Source organism: Variovorax sp. SRS16 (assembly GCF_901827165.1).
Lineage (GTDB): Bacteria > Pseudomonadota > Gammaproteobacteria > Burkholderiales > Burkholderiaceae_C > Variovorax.
In genome coordinates this window covers 4640864-4657093 of record NZ_LR594666.1, presented here as the reverse complement: position 1 = coordinate 4657093, position 16230 = coordinate 4640864, and the positions used below count along the sequence as shown (strand labels likewise).

The window sequence follows — 16230 nt, the reverse complement described above, 5'->3', positions numbered from 1 at the left end:
GGGGCGGCCCGGCGGGAGGCCTGATGCTCTACAAACGCAACCCGCAGCTCAACAAGAACGGCGAGCTGATCCACCTGCTGTCGATCGAGGGCCTGCCCAAGGACATCGTCAGCCACATTCTCGACACCGCCGCCAACTTCACCAGCGTGAGCGACCGCGAGGTCAAGAAGGTGCCGCTCCTGCGCGGCAAGAGCGTGTTCAACCTGTTCTTCGAGAACTCGACCCGTACGCGCACCACCTTCGAGATCGCGGCCAAGCGCCTGTCGGCCGATGTCATCAACCTCGACATCGCGCGCTCGTCGGCGACCAAGGGCGAGTCGCTGCTCGACACCATCGCCAACCTGAGCGCGATGGCGGCCGACCTGTTCGTGGTGCGCCACAGCGAATCGGGCGCGCCCTACCTGATCGCGCAGCACGTGGCGCCGCACGTGCACGTGGTGAACGCAGGCGACGGGCGGCATTCGCATCCGACGCAGGGCCTGCTCGACATGTACACGATCCGCCACTACAAGAAGGACTTCGCGAACCTCACGGTCGCGATCGTCGGCGACGTGCTGCATTCGCGCGTGGCGCGCTCCGACATCCACGGGCTCACCACGCTCGGCTGCGCCGAGGTGCGCGTGGTCGGTCCGAAGACGCTGGTGCCGGCGGACATGGCGCAGATGGGCGTGCGCGTCTGCCACACGCTGGAGGAAGGCATCCGCGACTGCGACGTGGTCATCATGCTGCGGCTGCAGAACGAGCGCATGAGCGGCGCGCTGCTGCCTTCGTCGCAGGAATTCTTCAAAACCTACGGCCTCACGCCAGAGAAGCTGCAGCTGGCCAAGCCGGATGCGATCGTGATGCATCCGGGGCCGATCAACCGCGGCGTGGAGATCGACTCGGCCGTGGTCGACGGGCGGCAGAGCGTGATCCTGCCGCAGGTCACCTTCGGCATCGCCGTGCGCATGGCGGTGATGAGCATCGTCGCAGGCAATGAAGCATAGAGATGTTGCTCGCCCCCAGTCTTCGCGCACTTCGTGTCGCTTCGCCAACCCCCTGCCGGGGGCAACACCGGCGGACCGGCGGAGCCGGATCCGCGGTGTTTTTCGAGGAGAGATCTGACGCATGAACATTCTCATTTCCGACGGCCGTGTGCTGGATCCGGCCTCCGGCCTCGACCAAACCGGCGACGTGGCCATTGCCGACGGCAGGATCCTCTCGATCGGCAACACGCCCGCAGATTTCGAGGCCACGCAGACGATCGATGCCGCGGGCTGTCTCGTCGTGCCCGGCCTCGTCGATCTGGCCGCGCGCCTGCGCGAGCCCGGCTACGAGCACGAGGGCATGCTCGAAAGCGAGATGGCGGCCGCGGTCGCCGGCGGCGTGACCAGCGTGGTCTGCCCGCCTGACACCGACCCGGTGCTCGATGAGCCCGGCCTGGTCGAGATGCTCAAGTTCCGCGCCGAGAAGCTGCAGCGCGCACGCCTGTTCCCGCTCGGTGCGCTGACGCGCGGGCTGGCCGGCGAGGTGCTGACCGAGATGGCCGAGCTCACCGAAGCCGGCTGCATCGGCTTCGGCCAGGCCGATGTGCCGCTGGGCGACACACAGGTCCTGCAGCGCGCCCTGTTGTACGCCAGCACCTTCGGCTACACCGTGTGGCTGCGTCCGCAGGACCGCGACCTGGGCAAGGGCGTCGCGGCCAGCGGGCCGCTCGCCACGCGGCTCGGCCTCACCGGCATTCCGGCGGCGGCCGAGACGATCGCGATCTTCACCATCGTCGAACTCATGCGCAGCACCGGCGCGCGCGTGCACCTGTGCCGGCTGTCGAGCGCGGGCGGCGTGGCCCTGGTGCGCGCCGCCAAGGCCGAGGGCCTGCCGCTGAGCTGCGACGTCAGCATCAACTCGCTGCATCTGGCCGATACCGACATCGGCTACTTCGACAGCCGGGCGCGGCTCAACCCGCCGCTGCGCCAGCAGCGCGACCGCGATGCGCTGTCGGCCGGACTGGCCGACGGCACCATCGATGCGCTGGTCTCCGACCACACGCCGGTGGAAGCCGATGCCAAGACACTGCCCTTTGCCGAGAGCGAGCCCGGCGCCACCGGGCTCGAACTGCTGTTGCCGCTCGCGCTGCAATGGGGCGAGCGCAGCGGCGCAGGCCTGGCGCGCGCGATCGAGGTGGTGAGCGCGGCGCCGGCCAGGCTGCTGGGTGCCGAAGGCATCGGCCGGCTGGCGAAGGGCGGCGTCGCCGACCTCTGCGTGGTCGATCCCGCGATCGAATGGCAGGTCTTGCCCGACGCGTTGCGAAGCCAGGGCAAGCACACGCCTTTCCGCGACTATGCACTGAGCGGACGCGCGCGCTTCACGCTCGTCGGTGGCCGCGTGGTCCACGGCTAGCCGTCGAGGCACGGCGCACGATGCAGGCCCTGTCCGCATGCCTGAAGCTGTTGCGCGCGATCGCGCATGCATTCGGCGGCTGGTGGACCATCCGCTTCACGTTTCCGCACCTGACGCCGGCCGAGCGGAACGCGCGCGTGCAGCAATGGGCCGAGCGCATGCTGGGCCTGATGGGCATTCGGCTCGCGGTGCAGGGAGAGCCGCCCGAGTGCGGGCCGGTGCTGGTGGTGTGCAACCACCTGTCGTGGCTCGACATCCTCGCCATCCATGCGGCACGCCACGTGCGCTTCGTCTCCAAGGCGGGCGTGCGGCACTGGCCGCTGATCGGCACCTTGTCCACCGGCGCCGGCTCGCTCTACATCGAGCGCGAACGCCGCCGCGACGCGATGCGCGTGGTCCATCACATGACCGAGGCGCTGCGCAACGGCGACCTGATCGCCGTGTTTCCCGAGGGCACGACCACCGACGGCCAAGGCCTGCTGCCCTTCCATGCCAACCTGCTGCAGGCCGCGATCTCGGCCGGCGCGCCGGTGCAGCCGGCCGCGCTGCGCTTTGCGGATGCGGCCACCGGTGAAACCAGCCATGCGCCGCGCTACATCGATGACGACAATCTTTTCAGCTCGCTGTGGAACACGCTGAAGGCGCCGCCGCTGCTCGCGATCGTGCGCTTCGGCGAACCGCAGCCCTCGCTGGGCCGCGAGCGCCGCGCCTGGGCGAGGACGCTGCACGAGGACGTGCAGGTGCTGCGGCGCGAGACGAAATAGGGCCGGCTTTCTCCAGCCAAAAAAACAGCGCCCCGAAGGACGCTGTGCAACGGCGCCGAATGACGCCGGGAGGAGGAATCGTGCACGTGCCCAGCTTAGGCACCCTGCATGCGTCATCCTTGCCGGATAAGTCAATGCGAGCGCGTGGGCCGCAGCCTACAACCAAGCCCGGCACTCGGCATCGCAGCCCCCGCCGTACGGCCGAAGGAGCGAGTCCCTAGAATCCCCGCATGGCCACCCGCGACCGGATCGTTCCCATCATCGTGGCCTGCCCACTCTTCCTGCAGAACCTGGACACCTCGGTCATGGCGACCGCGCTGCCCAGCATCGCGCGCTCGCTCGACGTGCAGCCGCTGCACCTCAACCTCGCGATCACCTCCTATCTGCTGAGTCTGGCGGTCTTCCTGCCGGCGAGCGGATGGTTCGCGGAGCGATTCGGCGCCCGGCGCGTCTTCTGCTGCGCCATCGCCTTCTTCTCGATCGGCTCGGCGCTGTGCGGTGCCGCACAGTCGCTGCCCGCGCTGGTGCTGTTTCGCATCATCCAGGGCATGGGCGGCGCCTTGATGGTCCCGGTGGGGCGGCTGATCCTGCTGCGCAGCGTGCCGGCTTCGCGCATGGTCGCGGCCATGATCTGGTTCACCGTGCCGCCGGCCATCGGCCGCATGGTCGGACCGCTGTTCGGCGGCGCCATCGTCACCTGGACCTCGTGGCGCTGGATCTTCCTGGTCAACGTGCCTTTCGGGCTGCTCGGCATCGTGCTGGCGCTGCTGTTCATCGACGAGCTGAGCGAGGACGAGACGCCGCAGCCCTTCGACATCGCCGGCTTCGTGCTGCTGGCGCTGGGATTGACCGGCGTGCTCGGCGGGCTGGAGACGGTGGGCAAGTCGCTGGTCGCGGTGTGGGTGACGTGGACCGTGGCCGGTGCGGGCGCGCTGGCGCTGTGCGTGTATCACCTGCGCAGCCACCGCCGAGCCAATCCGCTGATCGATCTCGGCACGCTGCGTTATCCGACCTACTTCGCCTCGATCATCGGCGGCACGCCGCTGCGCATCGCGATCGGCGCCTCGCCCTTCCTGTTGCCGCTGATGCTGCAGCTGGGCTTCGGCCTGTCGGCGCTGGATTCGGGCCTGCTGACGGTGGCGACGGCCATCGGGTCGCTGGCCACACGGACCGTCATGGCGCGCGCGATACGGCTCATCGGCTTTCGCTCGCTGCTGATCGGTGCCACCGCGCTGACGAGCCTGTTCTATGCGAGCTACGGCTTCTTCCGGCCCTCGACGCCGCACCTGCTGATGTTCTGCACCATGATGCTCGGCGGCCTCTTCAATTCGATGGGCATGGTGGCGCTGCAGACGCTGGGCTTCTCGGAGATTCCGAAGCCGCTGATGAGCCATGCGACCGCGCTGTCGAGCATGGCGCAGCAGCTGTCGCTGAGCGTGGGCGTGGTGCTCGGCGCGTCGCTGGTGAGTGCCGCCGCCTGGTGGCACGGCTCCGATTCGACGCACCTCGCGGCGCGCGATTTCTCGCCCGCCTTCGTCGTGGTCGGCGCGATCACGCTGATCTCGCTGGCCTTCTTCGTGCGGCTGGACCGCGAAGAGGGCGCCGACCTGCGTTGAGCCGCGGGTCGATGGGCCGCGCCGTGCAGACATGCACGGCCGAACGGCCCCTTTGATATTATCTCTCGCGATATCAATGACCGCTGTCCGGGCCGACGCCCGCCGATGCCGACATCCCCATGGACCGCCTGCGCAATTTCGGTTTTCTCGTCAAGGATCTGAGCCGCAGGTACGTGCTGCGCTTCGAGCAGCGGGCCAGCGAGATCTCACTCACGCTGATGCAGTGCAAGGCGCTCGCCCATCTCGAGCACCACGAGGGCGCGAGCCAGGCCCGGCTCGCCGAGCTCACCGACATCGAGCCGATGACGATGGTGCGCATCCTCGACCGCATGGAAGCCGACAGCCTGCTGGAGCGCCGGCTCGATCCCGCCGACCGGCGCGCGCGCCGCCTCTATCTCACCGACAAGGCCAGGCCCCTGCTCGAGGAGATCTGGCGCCTGGTCGAGCTGACGCGGGCCGAGATGTTCGCCGGTATCAGCAAGCAGGAACGCGAAGCCTTCATGAGCGTGCTGGAGCGGGTGCATGCCAATGCGTCCGCACTCGACGACCGGCCCATCGAGACGGCCGGCACGCCGTCGGCGAGCGCGCCGGCAACGAAGCGCGTCGTCCCGGCCCGCGCGCCGCGCACCGGAACGAAATGACGACCATGGATGCCCTCGAAGCAGCCGCGCGCGATACGCCGCCGACAGGTGGCGCCTGTTCGGATCGCACGCGCTCGATGCCGTCGTGCAGCCTGCGCTGGCGGGCAACCGCACGCTGGCCGCTGCCGCATCGACGCTCGCCCAGGCCCAGGAGCGAGTGAAGGGCGCGGCCGTTTCGCGGCCCGCGCTCAGATGTGCAGCGCGTGCCCGAGCGCGCGCATCGCCGCTTCCTGCACCGCTTCGCCCAGCGTCGGATGCGCGTGGATGGTGCCGGCCACGTCCTCGAGGCGGGCGCCCATCTCCAGCGATTGCGAGAAGGCGGCAGCGAGTTCGGACACGCCGCGGCCCACCGCCTGCCAGCCCACGATCAGATGGTTGTCGCGCCGCGCGACCACGCGCACGAAGCCGTCGGTGGCTTCCAGCGTCATCGCGCGGCCGTTGGCCGCGAGCGGGAACGAAGCGTCGATGCAGTCGATGCCGCTGCGCTGCGCGTCCTCCGGCGTGCGGCCGGCCGTCACGATCTCGGGGTCGGTGAAGCACACCGCGGCGATGGCCGCCGGCTCGAAGCGCCGCGCCTTGCCGGCGACGATCTCGGCCACCATCTCGCCCTGCGCCATCGCGCGGTGCGCGAGCATCGGCTCTCCCGTCACGTCGCCGATGGCCCAGACGTTGCGCATCGAGCTGCGGCATTGCTCGTCGACCTTGATCGCGCGGCCCGCCATGTCCAGCCGCAGCGAGGCCAGGCCGAAGCCTTCGGTGCGCGGACGCCGGCCCACGGCGACGAGGATCCGGTCGGCCGGCAGCGCGAACTCGTCGGCCTGCGCGCTGCGCACGCGCACGCCGGCATCGCCGCCGCCATCAACCAGTCCCTGCACGCTGCAGCCCAGATGCAGCACCACGCCCAGGCGCTTGAGCGCGGCGACGACAGGCCGCGTCAGCGTCTCGTCGTAGCTCGGCAGCACATGGTCGGCCGCCTCGACCACCGCCACTTCGGCGCCGAGCTTGCGGTAGGCGATGCCCAATTCGAGCCCGATGTAGCCCGCGCCGACCACGACCAGCCGGCGCGGCAGCGTCTGCGGCGCCAGCGCCTCGGTGGAGGAGATCACGGCGCCGCCGAAAGGCATCGACGGCAACTCGACCGGCTCCGAGCCGGTGGCCAGCAGGAGGTGCTCGCAGTGCACGCGAAGGGATTCACCGTCGGCCGTGCGTATGTCGACGGTCTTGCCGTCCACGATCTCGGCCCAGCCCTTGAGGACCTGCACGCCGTTCTTCTTCAGCAGCGTGCCGACGCCGCCCGTCAGGCGGGCGACGATGCCGTCCTTCCATTGCACCGTGCGTGCCAGGTCGATCGTGGGTGATTGCACGCGGATGCCGAGCGCCGAATCACCGGCCCAGTGGCGCGCGTTCTCGAAGGCTTCGGCCGCATGGATCAATGCCTTGGACGGAATGCAGCCGATGTTCAGGCAGGTGCCGCCGAGCGCGCCGCCTTCGACCAGCACGGTGGGCAGGCCGAGCTGGCCGGCGCGGATCGCGGCCACGTAGCCGCCGGGGCCGCCGCCGATCACGAGCAGCTTGGTGGATTGGGTCTTCATGTCTTTACTCCACCAGCAGCATCGCCGGCGCTTCGAGCAGCGCGCGCACGGCCTGCACGAACTCCGCCGCATGCAGGCCGTCGACCACGCGGTGATCGAACGAGGACGAGAGGTTCATCATCTGGCGCGCAACCACTGCGCCGCCGCGGATCATCGGCCGCTCGACCATGCGGTTGACGCCGACGATGGCGACCTCCGGATGGTTGATCACCGGTGTCGTCACGATGCCGCCGAGCGGGCCGAGGCTGGAGATCGTGATGGTCGAGCCCGACAGCTCCTCGCGCGTCGCCTTGCCGCTGCGCGCGGCCTCGGCCAGGCGCGCGATCTCGGCGCCGCAGGCCCAGAGGTCGCGTGCCTCGGCATGGCGCACCACCGGCACCATCAGGCCGGCCTCGGTCTGCGCCGCAATGCCGAGGTGCACCGCGCCGTAGCGCGTCACCACGTCGGCATCGTCGTCGTAGCGCGCATTGAGCTGCGGAAACTCGCGCACCGCGAGCACGATCGCACGTGCCAGCAAAGGCAGCAGCGTGAGCTTGCCGCGTTCGGCCGCGTACCTGGCATTGAGCTTGATGCGCAGGGCCTCGAGCTCGGTGACGTCGATCTCCTCGACGTAGCTGAAGTGCGGGATGCGGCGCTTGGCCTCCTGCATCTTCTGCGCGATCTTGCGGCGCAGGCCGATCACGGGGATCGCTTCTTCGTCGTGGCGCTCGGCATAGGACGTGCCGCCGCCGCCGCGGCCCGGCGCCGGCTGCCCGCGTGATGCGAGGTAGGCGTCGAGGTCTTCATGCAGGATGCGGCCGGCCGGACCGCTGCCGTGCACGAAGCGCAGCTCGACGCCGAGCTCCCAGGCGCGCCGCCGCACGGCGGGCGAGGCGATCGGCTTCTCGTCCGGCGCGCGGCGCGGGACTTGCGCGGGCGCCGGCGCTGCGCGCGGCTCGGTGCGAGCGCGCGATGCTGCGGCCTCGACGGCCGGCGCAGGCGGCGCGGCGGGGGGTTCGGGCTTCGCCGCGGGTGCGGTGCGGGCCGTGGGCGGCTGTGCTGCTGCGCCATCCCGCACATTGCCCGCGCCCTCGACCTCGATGCGGATCAGCTCCGCGCCCACCGCCATCTGTTCGCCCACCTTGCCGCCCAGCGACACGACGGTGCCGACCACCGGCGACGGAATCTCCACCGTCGCCTTGTCGGTCATCACGTCGGCCAGGATCTGGTCCTCCTGCACCGCATCGCCGGGCTGCACGCGCCAGGCCACCAGTTCGACTTCCGCGATGCCTTCGCCGATGTCGGGCATCTTGATCACATGCATGCCCATGTCAGCCTCCCATCGCGCGTTGGAAGGCCGCGCCGACACGCTCGGGGCCCGGGAAGTAGGCCCATTCCTGGGCATGCGGGTAGGGCGTGTCGAAGCCCGCGACGCGCTCGATCGGCGCTTCGAGGTGATAGAAGCAATGCTCCTGCACCAGCGACACCAGCTCGGCGCCGAAGCCGCAGGTGCGCGTGGCTTCGTGCACCACCACGCAGCGCCGCGTCTTCTTCACCGAGGCGACGATCGTCTCCAGGTCGAGCGGCCAGAGCGAGCGCAGGTCGATGATCTCGGCATCGATGCCGGTCTCGCTGGCCGCGCATTCCGACACCCAGACCATGGTGCCGTAGGTCAGCACCGTGAGTTCCTTGCCCGGCCGCACGATGGCGGCCGACTCGAGCGGCACCGTGTAGTAGCCCGAAGGCACCTGGCCCATCGGATGCTTGGACCACGACTCCACCGGGCGCTCGTGGTGGCCGTCGAAAGGCCCGTTGTACAGGCGCTTGGGCTCGAGGAAGATCACCGGGTCGTTGTTCTCGATCGACGCGATCAGCAGGCCCTTGGCATCGTACGGATTGCTCGGCATCACGGTGCGCAGTCCGCACACGTGGGTGAACAGCGCCTCGGGACTCTGGCTGTGCGTCTGGCCGCCGTAGATGCCGCCGCCGCAGGGCATGCGGATCGTGATCGGCGCGGTGAAGTCGCCGGCCGAGCGGTAGCGCAGCCGCGCCGCCTCGGACACGATCTGGTCCGAGGCCGGATAGAAGTAGTCGGCGAACTGGATCTCGACCACCGGACGCAGGCCGTAGGCGCCCATGCCGACGGCCGTGCCGACGATGCCGCCTTCGGAGATCGGCGCATCGAAGCAGCGCGACTTGCCGTACTTGGCCTGCAGGCCTTCGGTGACGCGGAACACGCCGCCGAAGTAGCCCACGTCCTGGCCGAACACGACCACGTCGTCGTTGCGCGCCATCATCACGTCCATCGCCGAGCGCAGCGCCTGGATCATGGTCATCGGGCCGGTCGTGCCGGGCTCGCTCGGCGCTTCGGATTTCATCAGAGTGCTGTCGGTCATGCTCAGACTCCCAGCGCCTGGCGCTGCCGGCGCAGATGCTCCGGCATGGTTTCGTAGACGTCCTCGAACATGCCCGCGGCGCTCGGGATGCGGCCGTCGAGCAGCGTGCCGTGGCTCTCGGCTTCCTTCTGTGCCGCGGCCACCTCGGCTTCGAGTTCCTGCTGCACCTGCACGTGCTGCGCTTCGGACCATTCGCCCAGGCCGATCAGGTGCCGCTTCAGTCGATGGATCGGATCGCCGAGCGGAAAGCGCTGCCAGTCGTCCGCGGGCCGGTACTTGGACGGATCGTCCGACGTGGAATGCGGGCCGGCGCGGTAGGTCACCCATTCGATCAGCGTCGGGCCGACGTTGCGGCGCGCGCGCTCTGCGGCCCAGTTCGATGCCGCGTGCACCGCGAGGAAGTCGTTGCCGTCCACCCGCAGCGACGCGATGCCGCAGCCGACGCCGCGCTGCGCGAAGGTGGTCGCCTCGCCGCCGGCGATGGCCTGGAAGGTCGAGATCGCCCACTGGTTGTTGACCACGTTGAGGATGCACGGCGCGCGGTACACGTGGGCGAAGGTCAGCGCGGTGTGGAAGTCGGCCTCGGCCGTGGCGCCGTCGCCGATCCAGGCCGACGCGATCTTCGTGTCGCCCTTGATCGCCGAGGCCATGGCCCAGCCCACCGCCTGGATGAACTGCGTCGCGAGGTTGCCCGAGACGGTGAAGAAGCCGGCGCGCTTGTACGAGTACATCACCGGCAGCTGGCGGCCCTTGAGCGGATCGGCCTCGTTGCTCATCAACTGGCAGATCAGCTCGACCATCGGCACGTCGTCGCGCGCGAGCAGCAGGCTCTGCTGGCGGTAGGTCGGGAAGCACATGTCGCCGGCTTCGAGCGAGAACGAATGCGCGGTGCCGATGGCTTCCTCGCCGAGGCTCTGCATGTAGAAGGAGAGCTTCTTCTGGCGCTGCGCGATCAGCATGCGGGCATCGAAGACGCGCGTCTTCATCATCGCGCGCAGGCCTTTGCGCAATCGCGCCGGCTCGATGTCGGGCGCCCAGGGGCCGACGGCCTTGTCGTTCTCGTCGAGCACGCGCACCAGGCCATCGGCGAGGTCGCTGGTGTCGGCGGGTCGGGCGTCGATCGGCGGCCGCCGCAAGGCGCCGGCAGGCGATAGACGCAGATAGGAGAAGTCGGTCTCGCAGCCCGGACGCCCTGTGGGCTCCGGCACGTGCAAGCGCAGGGCTTGGTGCTCGCTCATCGCATTCCTTGTGCGAGCGATTGTGTCGCTCGTTGGGTCATGGGTAGAACGACGCAGCGGGTAAGCCGCGTCATTCCGAACTCGCGCCTTGGGGGCGCAAGCCTTGGAGTTTAGGGGAAAAATGCAGCGCGGCGGGCGAGGCTCGCCGGCCGGGGTTCAGCGTGCGTGCGCCGATGCCCTGGCCGATGTCTTCGCGGCCCGCACCGGTTCGCCCTCGCTGCGCAGGAACATGGTCTTGGTGACCGACAGGTGCCTGGCGCAGATGCGCGCCAGCGCCGCGTTGTCCTGCGAGCGGATGGCCTCGATCATGGCCCAGTGCTCGTCCGCGGTCTGGCGGCGCCGCACCTCGTCGTGCACGAAGCGCATGCGGATCGGCTGCACCTGCAGCGAGTAGCGCGCAATGGCCTGGGTCAGCGCCTCGTTGCCGCAGCTGCTGTAGAGCGTCTGATGGAACTCGTTGTTGAGCAGGAACAGCTTGTGGAAGTCGCCCTTCTTCGTCGCCGCGTCGTGCTTCTTCTGGATCGCTGCGAGCCGGTCGACGATCTCGGCGGCCACCGGCATCGGGATCTGCAGCGCCGCTGCCGATTCGAGGATCTCGCGCAGCCCGAACAGATCCGCCACCTCCTTGGTCGTGAAGCCGCGGATGCTCACGCCGCGGTTCTCGCTGCGCACCACGAGGCCGAGCGCCTGCATCTCGTCGAAGGCGCGCCGCACCGAGTAGCGCGAGGCGTCGAAGCGCTTCATCACCTCGTCCTCGACCAGGCGCTCGCGCAGATGCAGCCGGCCGACGATGACGTCGAGTTCGAGAGCTTCGGCGATGCGCTTCCAGTCGGAGCGCTCGCGTGCGGGAAGGGAGGCGGATTCGGCTCGCATGGTCAGTCGCATTTTGACCGGAGCGCCGGCCGGTGGTTGTCCCCGGTTGCGGGCTTCGTAGATTATCGATAATATTATTCATGAAGACGCCGACGATGCCGACCCCCGGCACCGGCGAACGACCGGAGACGAGAACCGATGCACGAGGCGCTGGAAGGCATTCGCGTGGTGGACTTCACGCGCCACATGTCGGGCCCCTATGGGACCTTGCTGCTCGGCGACTTCGGCGCCGACGTGGTCAAGGTCGAGTCGATGCCGCATGGCGATCCGACGCGCACCATGGGCACGGCCTTCGTCGACGGCGAGTCCGGCCTGTTCCTGATCTGGAACCGCAGCAAGCGCAGCATGGCGCTCGACATGCGCAAACCCGAGTCGGCCGGGATCGTGCGGCGGCTGGTCGAAGGCGCCGACATCCTGGCCGAGAATTTCCGTCCCGGCGTCGCCGAGTCGATGGGGCTCGGCTACGAGGCCATGTCGGCCCTCAATGCCCGGCTGATCTACCTGTCGATCACCGCCTTCGGCCAGACCGGTCCCTATGCGCGCGCCCCCGGCACCGATCCCGTGGTGCAGGCGATGTCGGGCGTGATGTCGCTCACCGGCGAGGCCGGCCGCGACGCGGTGCTGGTCGGCATTCCGGTGGCCGACTTCACGTCGGCCATGGTGGCGGTGCAGGGTGCGCTGCTCGGCCTGCTGGCGCGCGAGCGCACCGGCCGCGGCCAGCGCGTCGACGTGCCGATGCTGGCCGCGCTCGCCTTCGGGCTGACGACACGGCTCGCGACCTACTGGGGCAGCGGCAAGGAACCGCAGCGCGAAGGCAGCAGCCACAGCGCCGTGGCGCCCTACCAGCGCTACCGCGCGAAGGACGGCGACATTGTGGCCGGCGCCTGGACGCTCGACAGCTGGCCGCGCTTCTGTACCGCGGTCGGGCTGCGCGAGCTGGTCGACGATCCACGCTTCGCCGACAACATCGCGCGCATGAAGAACCGTGCGGCGCTCAACCAGATCCTCGATGCGGCCTTCCTGCAGCGCACGGTGGCCGAGTGGGAACATGTGTTCCACGAGGCCACGGCGCTGTTCGGGCCGGTGCTGACGGTGCCGCAGGTGCTCGAGCATCCGCAGATGAAAGCGCTCGGCCTCGTGCAGTCGGTGAATCATCCGAAGCTCGGCACGATCCCGCAGCTCGCACCGCCGATCTTCATGTCGGACACGCCGGGCGGCATCCGCCGGCCGCCGCCGATGTTCGGCGAACACAGCGCCGAGGTGCTGGGCGAGCTGGGCTACTCGTCCGCCGAGATCGAGCGCTTCGCCGGCACCGGCGTCGTCCACGTGCCCGGCGTCACGGCCCATGGCTAAGTCGCCGCGCGTCGCGGATTTCTCGACCCATCTCTCGGGGCCGGTGGCGAGCCGCCGTCTCGCGCAGATGGGTGCCGACGTGATCAAGGTCGAGCATCCGACGCTGGGCGACGGCAACCGCAGTTTCCCGCCGATGTTCCATGAGGACGGCATCCACCATCTCTACCTCAACGCCGGCACGCGCAGCCTGGCGCTGGACTGGCGTTCGCCTTCGTGGCCGCGCACGGTGGCGGCGATCGCGCGCTGGGCCGACGTGGTCATCGTCGGCAACCGTCCGGCGCAAGCGCAGCGCATGGGCATCGACGCCGCGAGCCTGCTGGCCCACAAGCCCGAGCTGGTCTACTGCATGATCACCGGCTACGGCCTGGCGGGCGAGTGGGCCGCGTTGCCGGCGCACGGATTGAACATGGACGCACTGGCCGGCGCGATCCCGCTCGAATGGCAGGACGGGCAGCCCGAGGTGCCCGAGCACTACCGCTCCGTCGGCACCACGGTGGCCGGCATCGAGGCGGTCGCCGGCATCTATGCGGCGCTGCACCGGTGCAGCCGCGGCGAGGGCGGCCAGATCGTGCACGTCTCGATCTGGGAGGCCGCGCTCGCGTGGCAATGGCGCGACCTCGCGACCTTCGCGAACCTCGAACGGCCGTGGACCGCCTACCGCGATCTCGGTTCGCGCTACGCGGTGTACGGCACGCAGGACGCCAAGGCGCTCTTGGTGTGTCCGATCGAACGCCGCTTCTGGGACAGCTTCTGCACCGTCCTCGAACTGCCGGACGACGTGCGCGCGCGCGGCGACTGGTCGAGCGGCTCGGACATGGGCAGCGACTACATCGCGCTCGGCGAGCGGACGCTGATCGGCGAACGCCTGCGGCTGAAGCCGCGCGACGAATGGGTGGCGCTGCTGCGCGAGGCCCAGGTGCCCGTCGCGCCCGTGCTCGACTGGCGCGAGTCGATGGCGAGTGCGCATGCGCAGGCGAATGGCACCATGGCTTCGTACGACTACCGCGAGCGCGCGGTGCGCGTGCCGGTCGCGCCGGTGTCCGTCACCGCCGCATCCGCTGCCGGCAGCACCGAGGCGATCGCCGAGGCGCACCGGCGCAGGGCCGAGCAGGTGCCGCGCGCGCCGTACCTCGGCGAACACAACGACGAGATCCTGAAGGAACTGGGTCTGGCCGACGGAGCGTCCCATGCTCACTGAAGGCGTCTTCGACGGCATCCGGGTGCTCGACATCGGGCATGTCGTCGCCGGTCCGTTCGTGGCCTCGGTCATGGCCGACTTCGGCGCCGACGTCATCAAGATCGAGCCGCCGGTGCGCGGCGACCCGCTGCGCTGGCTCTACCCGAAGGACGACGTCGGCCTGTTCTACAAGATGCAGGCGCGCAACAAGAAGTCCGTCACGCTCGACCTCAAACACCCCGAAGGCCGTGCCATCTTCGAGCGCCTCGCGGCGCAGTCCGACGTGGTGGTGGAGAACTTCCGCCCCGGCGTGATGGAGCGGCTCGGCCTCGGCTGGGAGGAACTGTCGAAGATCAACGAGCGCCTGATCATGTGCCGCCTGTCCGGCTTCGGCCAGACCGGTCCCTACGCGGGGCGCCGCGCCTATGGCCGCATCGGCGAGGCCTTCGCCGGCTTCGCGCACATCACCGGCGAGCCGGATGGCCCGCCCACGCATTCGCAGATGTCGGTCGGCGACACCGTGGCCGGCACCTGGGCGGCGATGGGCGTGATGATGGCCTTGTACTGGCGCGATGCACGCGGCGGCGGCCTGGGCCAGGTGGTCGACATCGGCCTCTACGAAGGCCTGTTCCGCCAGATCGAGCAGCAGGTCGTGGTGCTCGACCAGCTCGGCCGCGTGCTGGAGCGCAGTGGCAGCAACCACCGCAACGTGCCTTTCACCGGCCTCTTTCGCACGCGCGACGGCGGCCACTATTCGTTCTCGGCCGTCACGGAGCGCAGCGCGCTCGATGCGCTGCGCGCGATGGACATGGCCGAGGACGAGCGCTTCAACAGCTTCGAGCGCTGCATGCAGCACCGCGATGAATTCGCGGCCGCGGTCAAGGCGTGGATGGCGGCCCGCACGCTGGCCGAGGTCGACGCCGCCTTCCAGGCCCGCGGCGCGCCCGGCACGCCGGTCAAGAGCGCTGCAGACCTGATCGACGACCCGCACCTGCTCGCGCGCGAGATGGTGATCACCGTCGACGACAAGGAACTCGGCCCGCTGCGCATGCAGGGCATCGTGCCCAAGCTCTCGCGCACGCCCGGCGCGGTGCGGCACGCGGGGCAGCTGCTGGGCGAATCGAACGCGCTCGTGTACGGCGAACTGCTCGGCATGACGCCGGAAGAACTCGACGACCTGCGCGCGCGCGGCGTCATCTGAACCGAAGCAGGAACGAAACCGAAACCCTGGAGACACGCATGAACCTTCGCTCGATTTTCTTCAAGACCCTGGGCGCTGGCGCGCTGGGCCTCGCGCTGGCATCAGCCGCCGGCGCGCAGACCTACCCGCAGCGGCCGATCCGGCTGATCGTCACCTTCGGTCCCGGCAGCGGTGCCGACACCATCGGGCGCATCCTCGGCGAGCGGCTGTCGGAGCAACTGAAGACCAGCGTCGTGGTCGAGAATCGCGAAGGCGCCGGCGGTGCCATCGGCGCCGCGCTCGCGGCGCGCGCGCCGGCCGACGGCTACACGCTGATGCTGGGCGCGACCACGATGACCGTCAGCCCCTACATGCAGACCGCGCCGCAGTACGACCCGGTGAAGGATTTCGTGCCGGTGGTGAAGGTCGCCGAGCTGCCGCTCATGCTGATCGCCGGCGAGAACGCGCCCTACGAGAACCTCAAGGAACTGGTCGACTACGCACGCGCCAACCCGGGCAAGCTGAGCTATGCGACCTCGGGCAAGGGCTCGCCGAGTCACCTCGGCATCGAGCTGATCCGGCAGGCGACGCACATCGACGTGCGCGACGTGCCGTACAAGAACGTCGGGCAGGCCATGACCGACACGCTGAGCGGCCAGGTGTCCTTCTACTTCCCGGCCGTCACGGGCGCGCTGCCGCAGGTCACGGCCGGCAAGGCGCGCGGCCTGGCGATCGGCGCGACCGCGCGTTCGAAGCAGGCGCCCGAGGTGTCGACCGTCGCCGAGCAGCTCGGCGTCTCCGGCCTCGAGGTCATCACCTGGTACGGCCTGTTCGCGCCGGCGGGCACGCCCAAGGAGATCGTCGACCGGCTCTACACCGAGACCGCGAAGATCATGGAATCGGAAGAGGTGCGCGGCCGCATCCGCAAGACCGGCGCCGACGTGGCGATGGCCTCGCCGCAGGCGTTCGCCGCACAGGTGCGCGCCGACACCGCCAAGTACAGCAAGCTGGTCCGCGATCTCGGACTCAAGGAATAGGGCGC

At 69.5% G+C, this 16230-nt stretch carries 14 protein-coding genes; 9 read left to right on the top strand and 5 right to left on the bottom strand.

Annotation, left to right across the window (positions count from 1 at the left end; genetic code table 11):
- Positions 1-23 precede the first annotated feature (23 nt).
- The 5 genes from E5P2_RS22545 (at position 24) to E5P2_RS22525 (ending at position 5400) form a co-directional block, all read left to right on the top strand.
- A complete protein-coding gene (locus E5P2_RS22545) occupies positions 24-986 on the top strand; it encodes an aspartate carbamoyltransferase catalytic subunit (RefSeq protein WP_162569375.1) in 963 nt (320 codons plus the stop codon).
- 121 nt (positions 987-1107) lie between these two features.
- Positions 1108-2379, top strand: coding sequence for a dihydroorotase (locus E5P2_RS22540; RefSeq protein ID WP_162569374.1), 1272 nt, complete (start codon positions 1108-1110; stop codon positions 2377-2379).
- 20 nt (positions 2380-2399) lie between these two features.
- Complete coding sequence (locus E5P2_RS22535; protein ID WP_162569373.1) at positions 2400-3143, top strand: lysophospholipid acyltransferase family protein; 744 nt, start codon at positions 2400-2402, stop codon at positions 3141-3143.
- Positions 3144-3373: 230 nt separating this feature from the next.
- Complete coding sequence (locus E5P2_RS22530) at positions 3374-4759, top strand: MDR family MFS transporter (RefSeq protein ID WP_162569372.1); 1386 nt, start codon at positions 3374-3376, stop codon at positions 4757-4759.
- Positions 4760-4878: 119 nt separating this feature from the next.
- Positions 4879-5400 (top strand): MarR family winged helix-turn-helix transcriptional regulator, encoded by a 522-nt coding sequence (locus E5P2_RS22525; protein ID WP_162569371.1) that lies wholly within the window; start codon positions 4879-4881, stop codon positions 5398-5400.
- Between the two features lie 188 nt (positions 5401-5588).
- Here E5P2_RS22525 and lpdA read toward each other — a convergent pair whose 3' ends face one another.
- From lpdA to E5P2_RS22500, 5 genes are all read right to left on the bottom strand, one after another.
- The gene (lpdA, locus tag E5P2_RS22520) at positions 5589-6992 is read right to left on the bottom strand and encodes a dihydrolipoyl dehydrogenase (protein WP_162569370.1); all 1404 of its coding nucleotides are present in this window, start codon (positions 6990-6992) and stop codon (positions 5589-5591) included.
- 4 nt (positions 6993-6996) lie between these two features.
- Positions 6997-8301 (bottom strand): dihydrolipoamide acetyltransferase family protein, encoded by a 1305-nt coding sequence (locus E5P2_RS22515; protein WP_162569369.1) that lies wholly within the window; start codon positions 8299-8301, stop codon positions 6997-6999.
- 1 nt (position 8302) lies between these two features.
- A complete protein-coding gene (locus E5P2_RS22510; protein ID WP_232080804.1) occupies positions 8303-9367 on the bottom strand; it encodes an alpha-ketoacid dehydrogenase subunit beta in 1065 nt (354 codons plus the stop codon).
- A gap of 2 nt (positions 9368-9369) precedes the next feature.
- Positions 9370-10605, bottom strand: a complete 1236-nt coding sequence (locus tag E5P2_RS22505; protein WP_162569368.1) for a 3-methyl-2-oxobutanoate dehydrogenase (2-methylpropanoyl-transferring) subunit alpha — start codon at positions 10603-10605, stop codon at positions 9370-9372.
- A 156-nt stretch (positions 10606-10761) separates the two neighbouring features.
- Complete coding sequence (locus E5P2_RS22500; protein ID WP_162569367.1) at positions 10762-11478, bottom strand: GntR family transcriptional regulator; 717 nt, start codon at positions 11476-11478, stop codon at positions 10762-10764.
- A gap of 138 nt (positions 11479-11616) precedes the next feature.
- Here E5P2_RS22500 and E5P2_RS22495 point away from each other — a divergent pair, with 138 nt between their 5' ends.
- Genes E5P2_RS22495 through E5P2_RS22480 form a run of 4 tightly spaced genes read left to right on the top strand, consistent with a single transcriptional unit; the run spans position 11617 to position 16225 of the window.
- Positions 11617-12831 (top strand): CaiB/BaiF CoA transferase family protein, encoded by a 1215-nt coding sequence (locus E5P2_RS22495; RefSeq protein WP_162569366.1) that lies wholly within the window; start codon positions 11617-11619, stop codon positions 12829-12831.
- Complete coding sequence (locus E5P2_RS22490) at positions 12824-14029, top strand: CaiB/BaiF CoA transferase family protein (RefSeq protein ID WP_162569365.1); 1206 nt, start codon at positions 12824-12826, stop codon at positions 14027-14029. The genes E5P2_RS22495 and E5P2_RS22490 overlap by 8 nt, the downstream gene beginning before the upstream one ends.
- Positions 14019-15209 carry a CaiB/BaiF CoA transferase family protein gene (locus E5P2_RS22485; RefSeq protein WP_162569364.1) on the top strand — a complete coding sequence of 397 codons (1191 nt, stop codon included), beginning with the start codon at positions 14019-14021 and terminating at the stop codon, positions 15207-15209. The genes E5P2_RS22490 and E5P2_RS22485 overlap by 11 nt, the downstream gene beginning before the upstream one ends.
- A 38-nt stretch (positions 15210-15247) precedes the next feature.
- A complete protein-coding gene (locus E5P2_RS22480) occupies positions 15248-16225 on the top strand; it encodes a Bug family tripartite tricarboxylate transporter substrate binding protein (RefSeq protein ID WP_162569363.1) in 978 nt (325 codons plus the stop codon).
- Positions 16226-16230 lie beyond the last annotated feature (5 nt).

Coding starts and splice junctions, on each gene's coding strand:
- E5P2_RS22480 (WP_162569363.1), top strand. CDS start 15,248: ATGAACCTTCGCTCGATTTTCTTCAAGACCCTGGGCGCTGGCGCGCTG.
- E5P2_RS22490 (WP_162569365.1), top strand. CDS start 12,824: ATGGCTAAGTCGCCGCGCGTCGCGGATTTCTCGACCCATCTCTCGGGG.
- E5P2_RS22495 (WP_162569366.1), top strand. CDS start 11,617: ATGCACGAGGCGCTGGAAGGCATTCGCGTGGTGGACTTCACGCGCCAC.
- E5P2_RS22530 (WP_162569372.1), top strand. CDS start 3,374: ATGGCCACCCGCGACCGGATCGTTCCCATCATCGTGGCCTGCCCACTC.
- E5P2_RS22545 (WP_162569375.1), top strand. CDS start 24: ATGCTCTACAAACGCAACCCGCAGCTCAACAAGAACGGCGAGCTGATC.
- E5P2_RS22505 (WP_162569368.1), bottom strand. CDS start 10,605: ATGAGCGAGCACCAAGCCCTGCGCTTGCACGTGCCGGAGCCCACAGGG.
- E5P2_RS22515 (WP_162569369.1), bottom strand. CDS start 8,301: ATGGGCATGCATGTGATCAAGATGCCCGACATCGGCGAAGGCATCGCG.
- E5P2_RS22535 (WP_162569373.1), top strand. CDS start 2,400: ATGCAGGCCCTGTCCGCATGCCTGAAGCTGTTGCGCGCGATCGCGCAT.
- E5P2_RS22525 (WP_162569371.1), top strand. CDS start 4,879: ATGGACCGCCTGCGCAATTTCGGTTTTCTCGTCAAGGATCTGAGCCGC.
- E5P2_RS22500 (WP_162569367.1), bottom strand. CDS start 11,478: ATGCGAGCCGAATCCGCCTCCCTTCCCGCACGCGAGCGCTCCGACTGG.
- E5P2_RS22485 (WP_162569364.1), top strand. CDS start 14,019: ATGCTCACTGAAGGCGTCTTCGACGGCATCCGGGTGCTCGACATCGGG.
- E5P2_RS22540 (WP_162569374.1), top strand. CDS start 1,108: ATGAACATTCTCATTTCCGACGGCCGTGTGCTGGATCCGGCCTCCGGC.
- E5P2_RS22510 (WP_232080804.1), bottom strand. CDS start 9,367: ATGACCGACAGCACTCTGATGAAATCCGAAGCGCCGAGCGAGCCCGGC.
- lpdA (WP_162569370.1), bottom strand. CDS start 6,992: ATGAAGACCCAATCCACCAAGCTGCTCGTGATCGGCGGCGGCCCCGGC.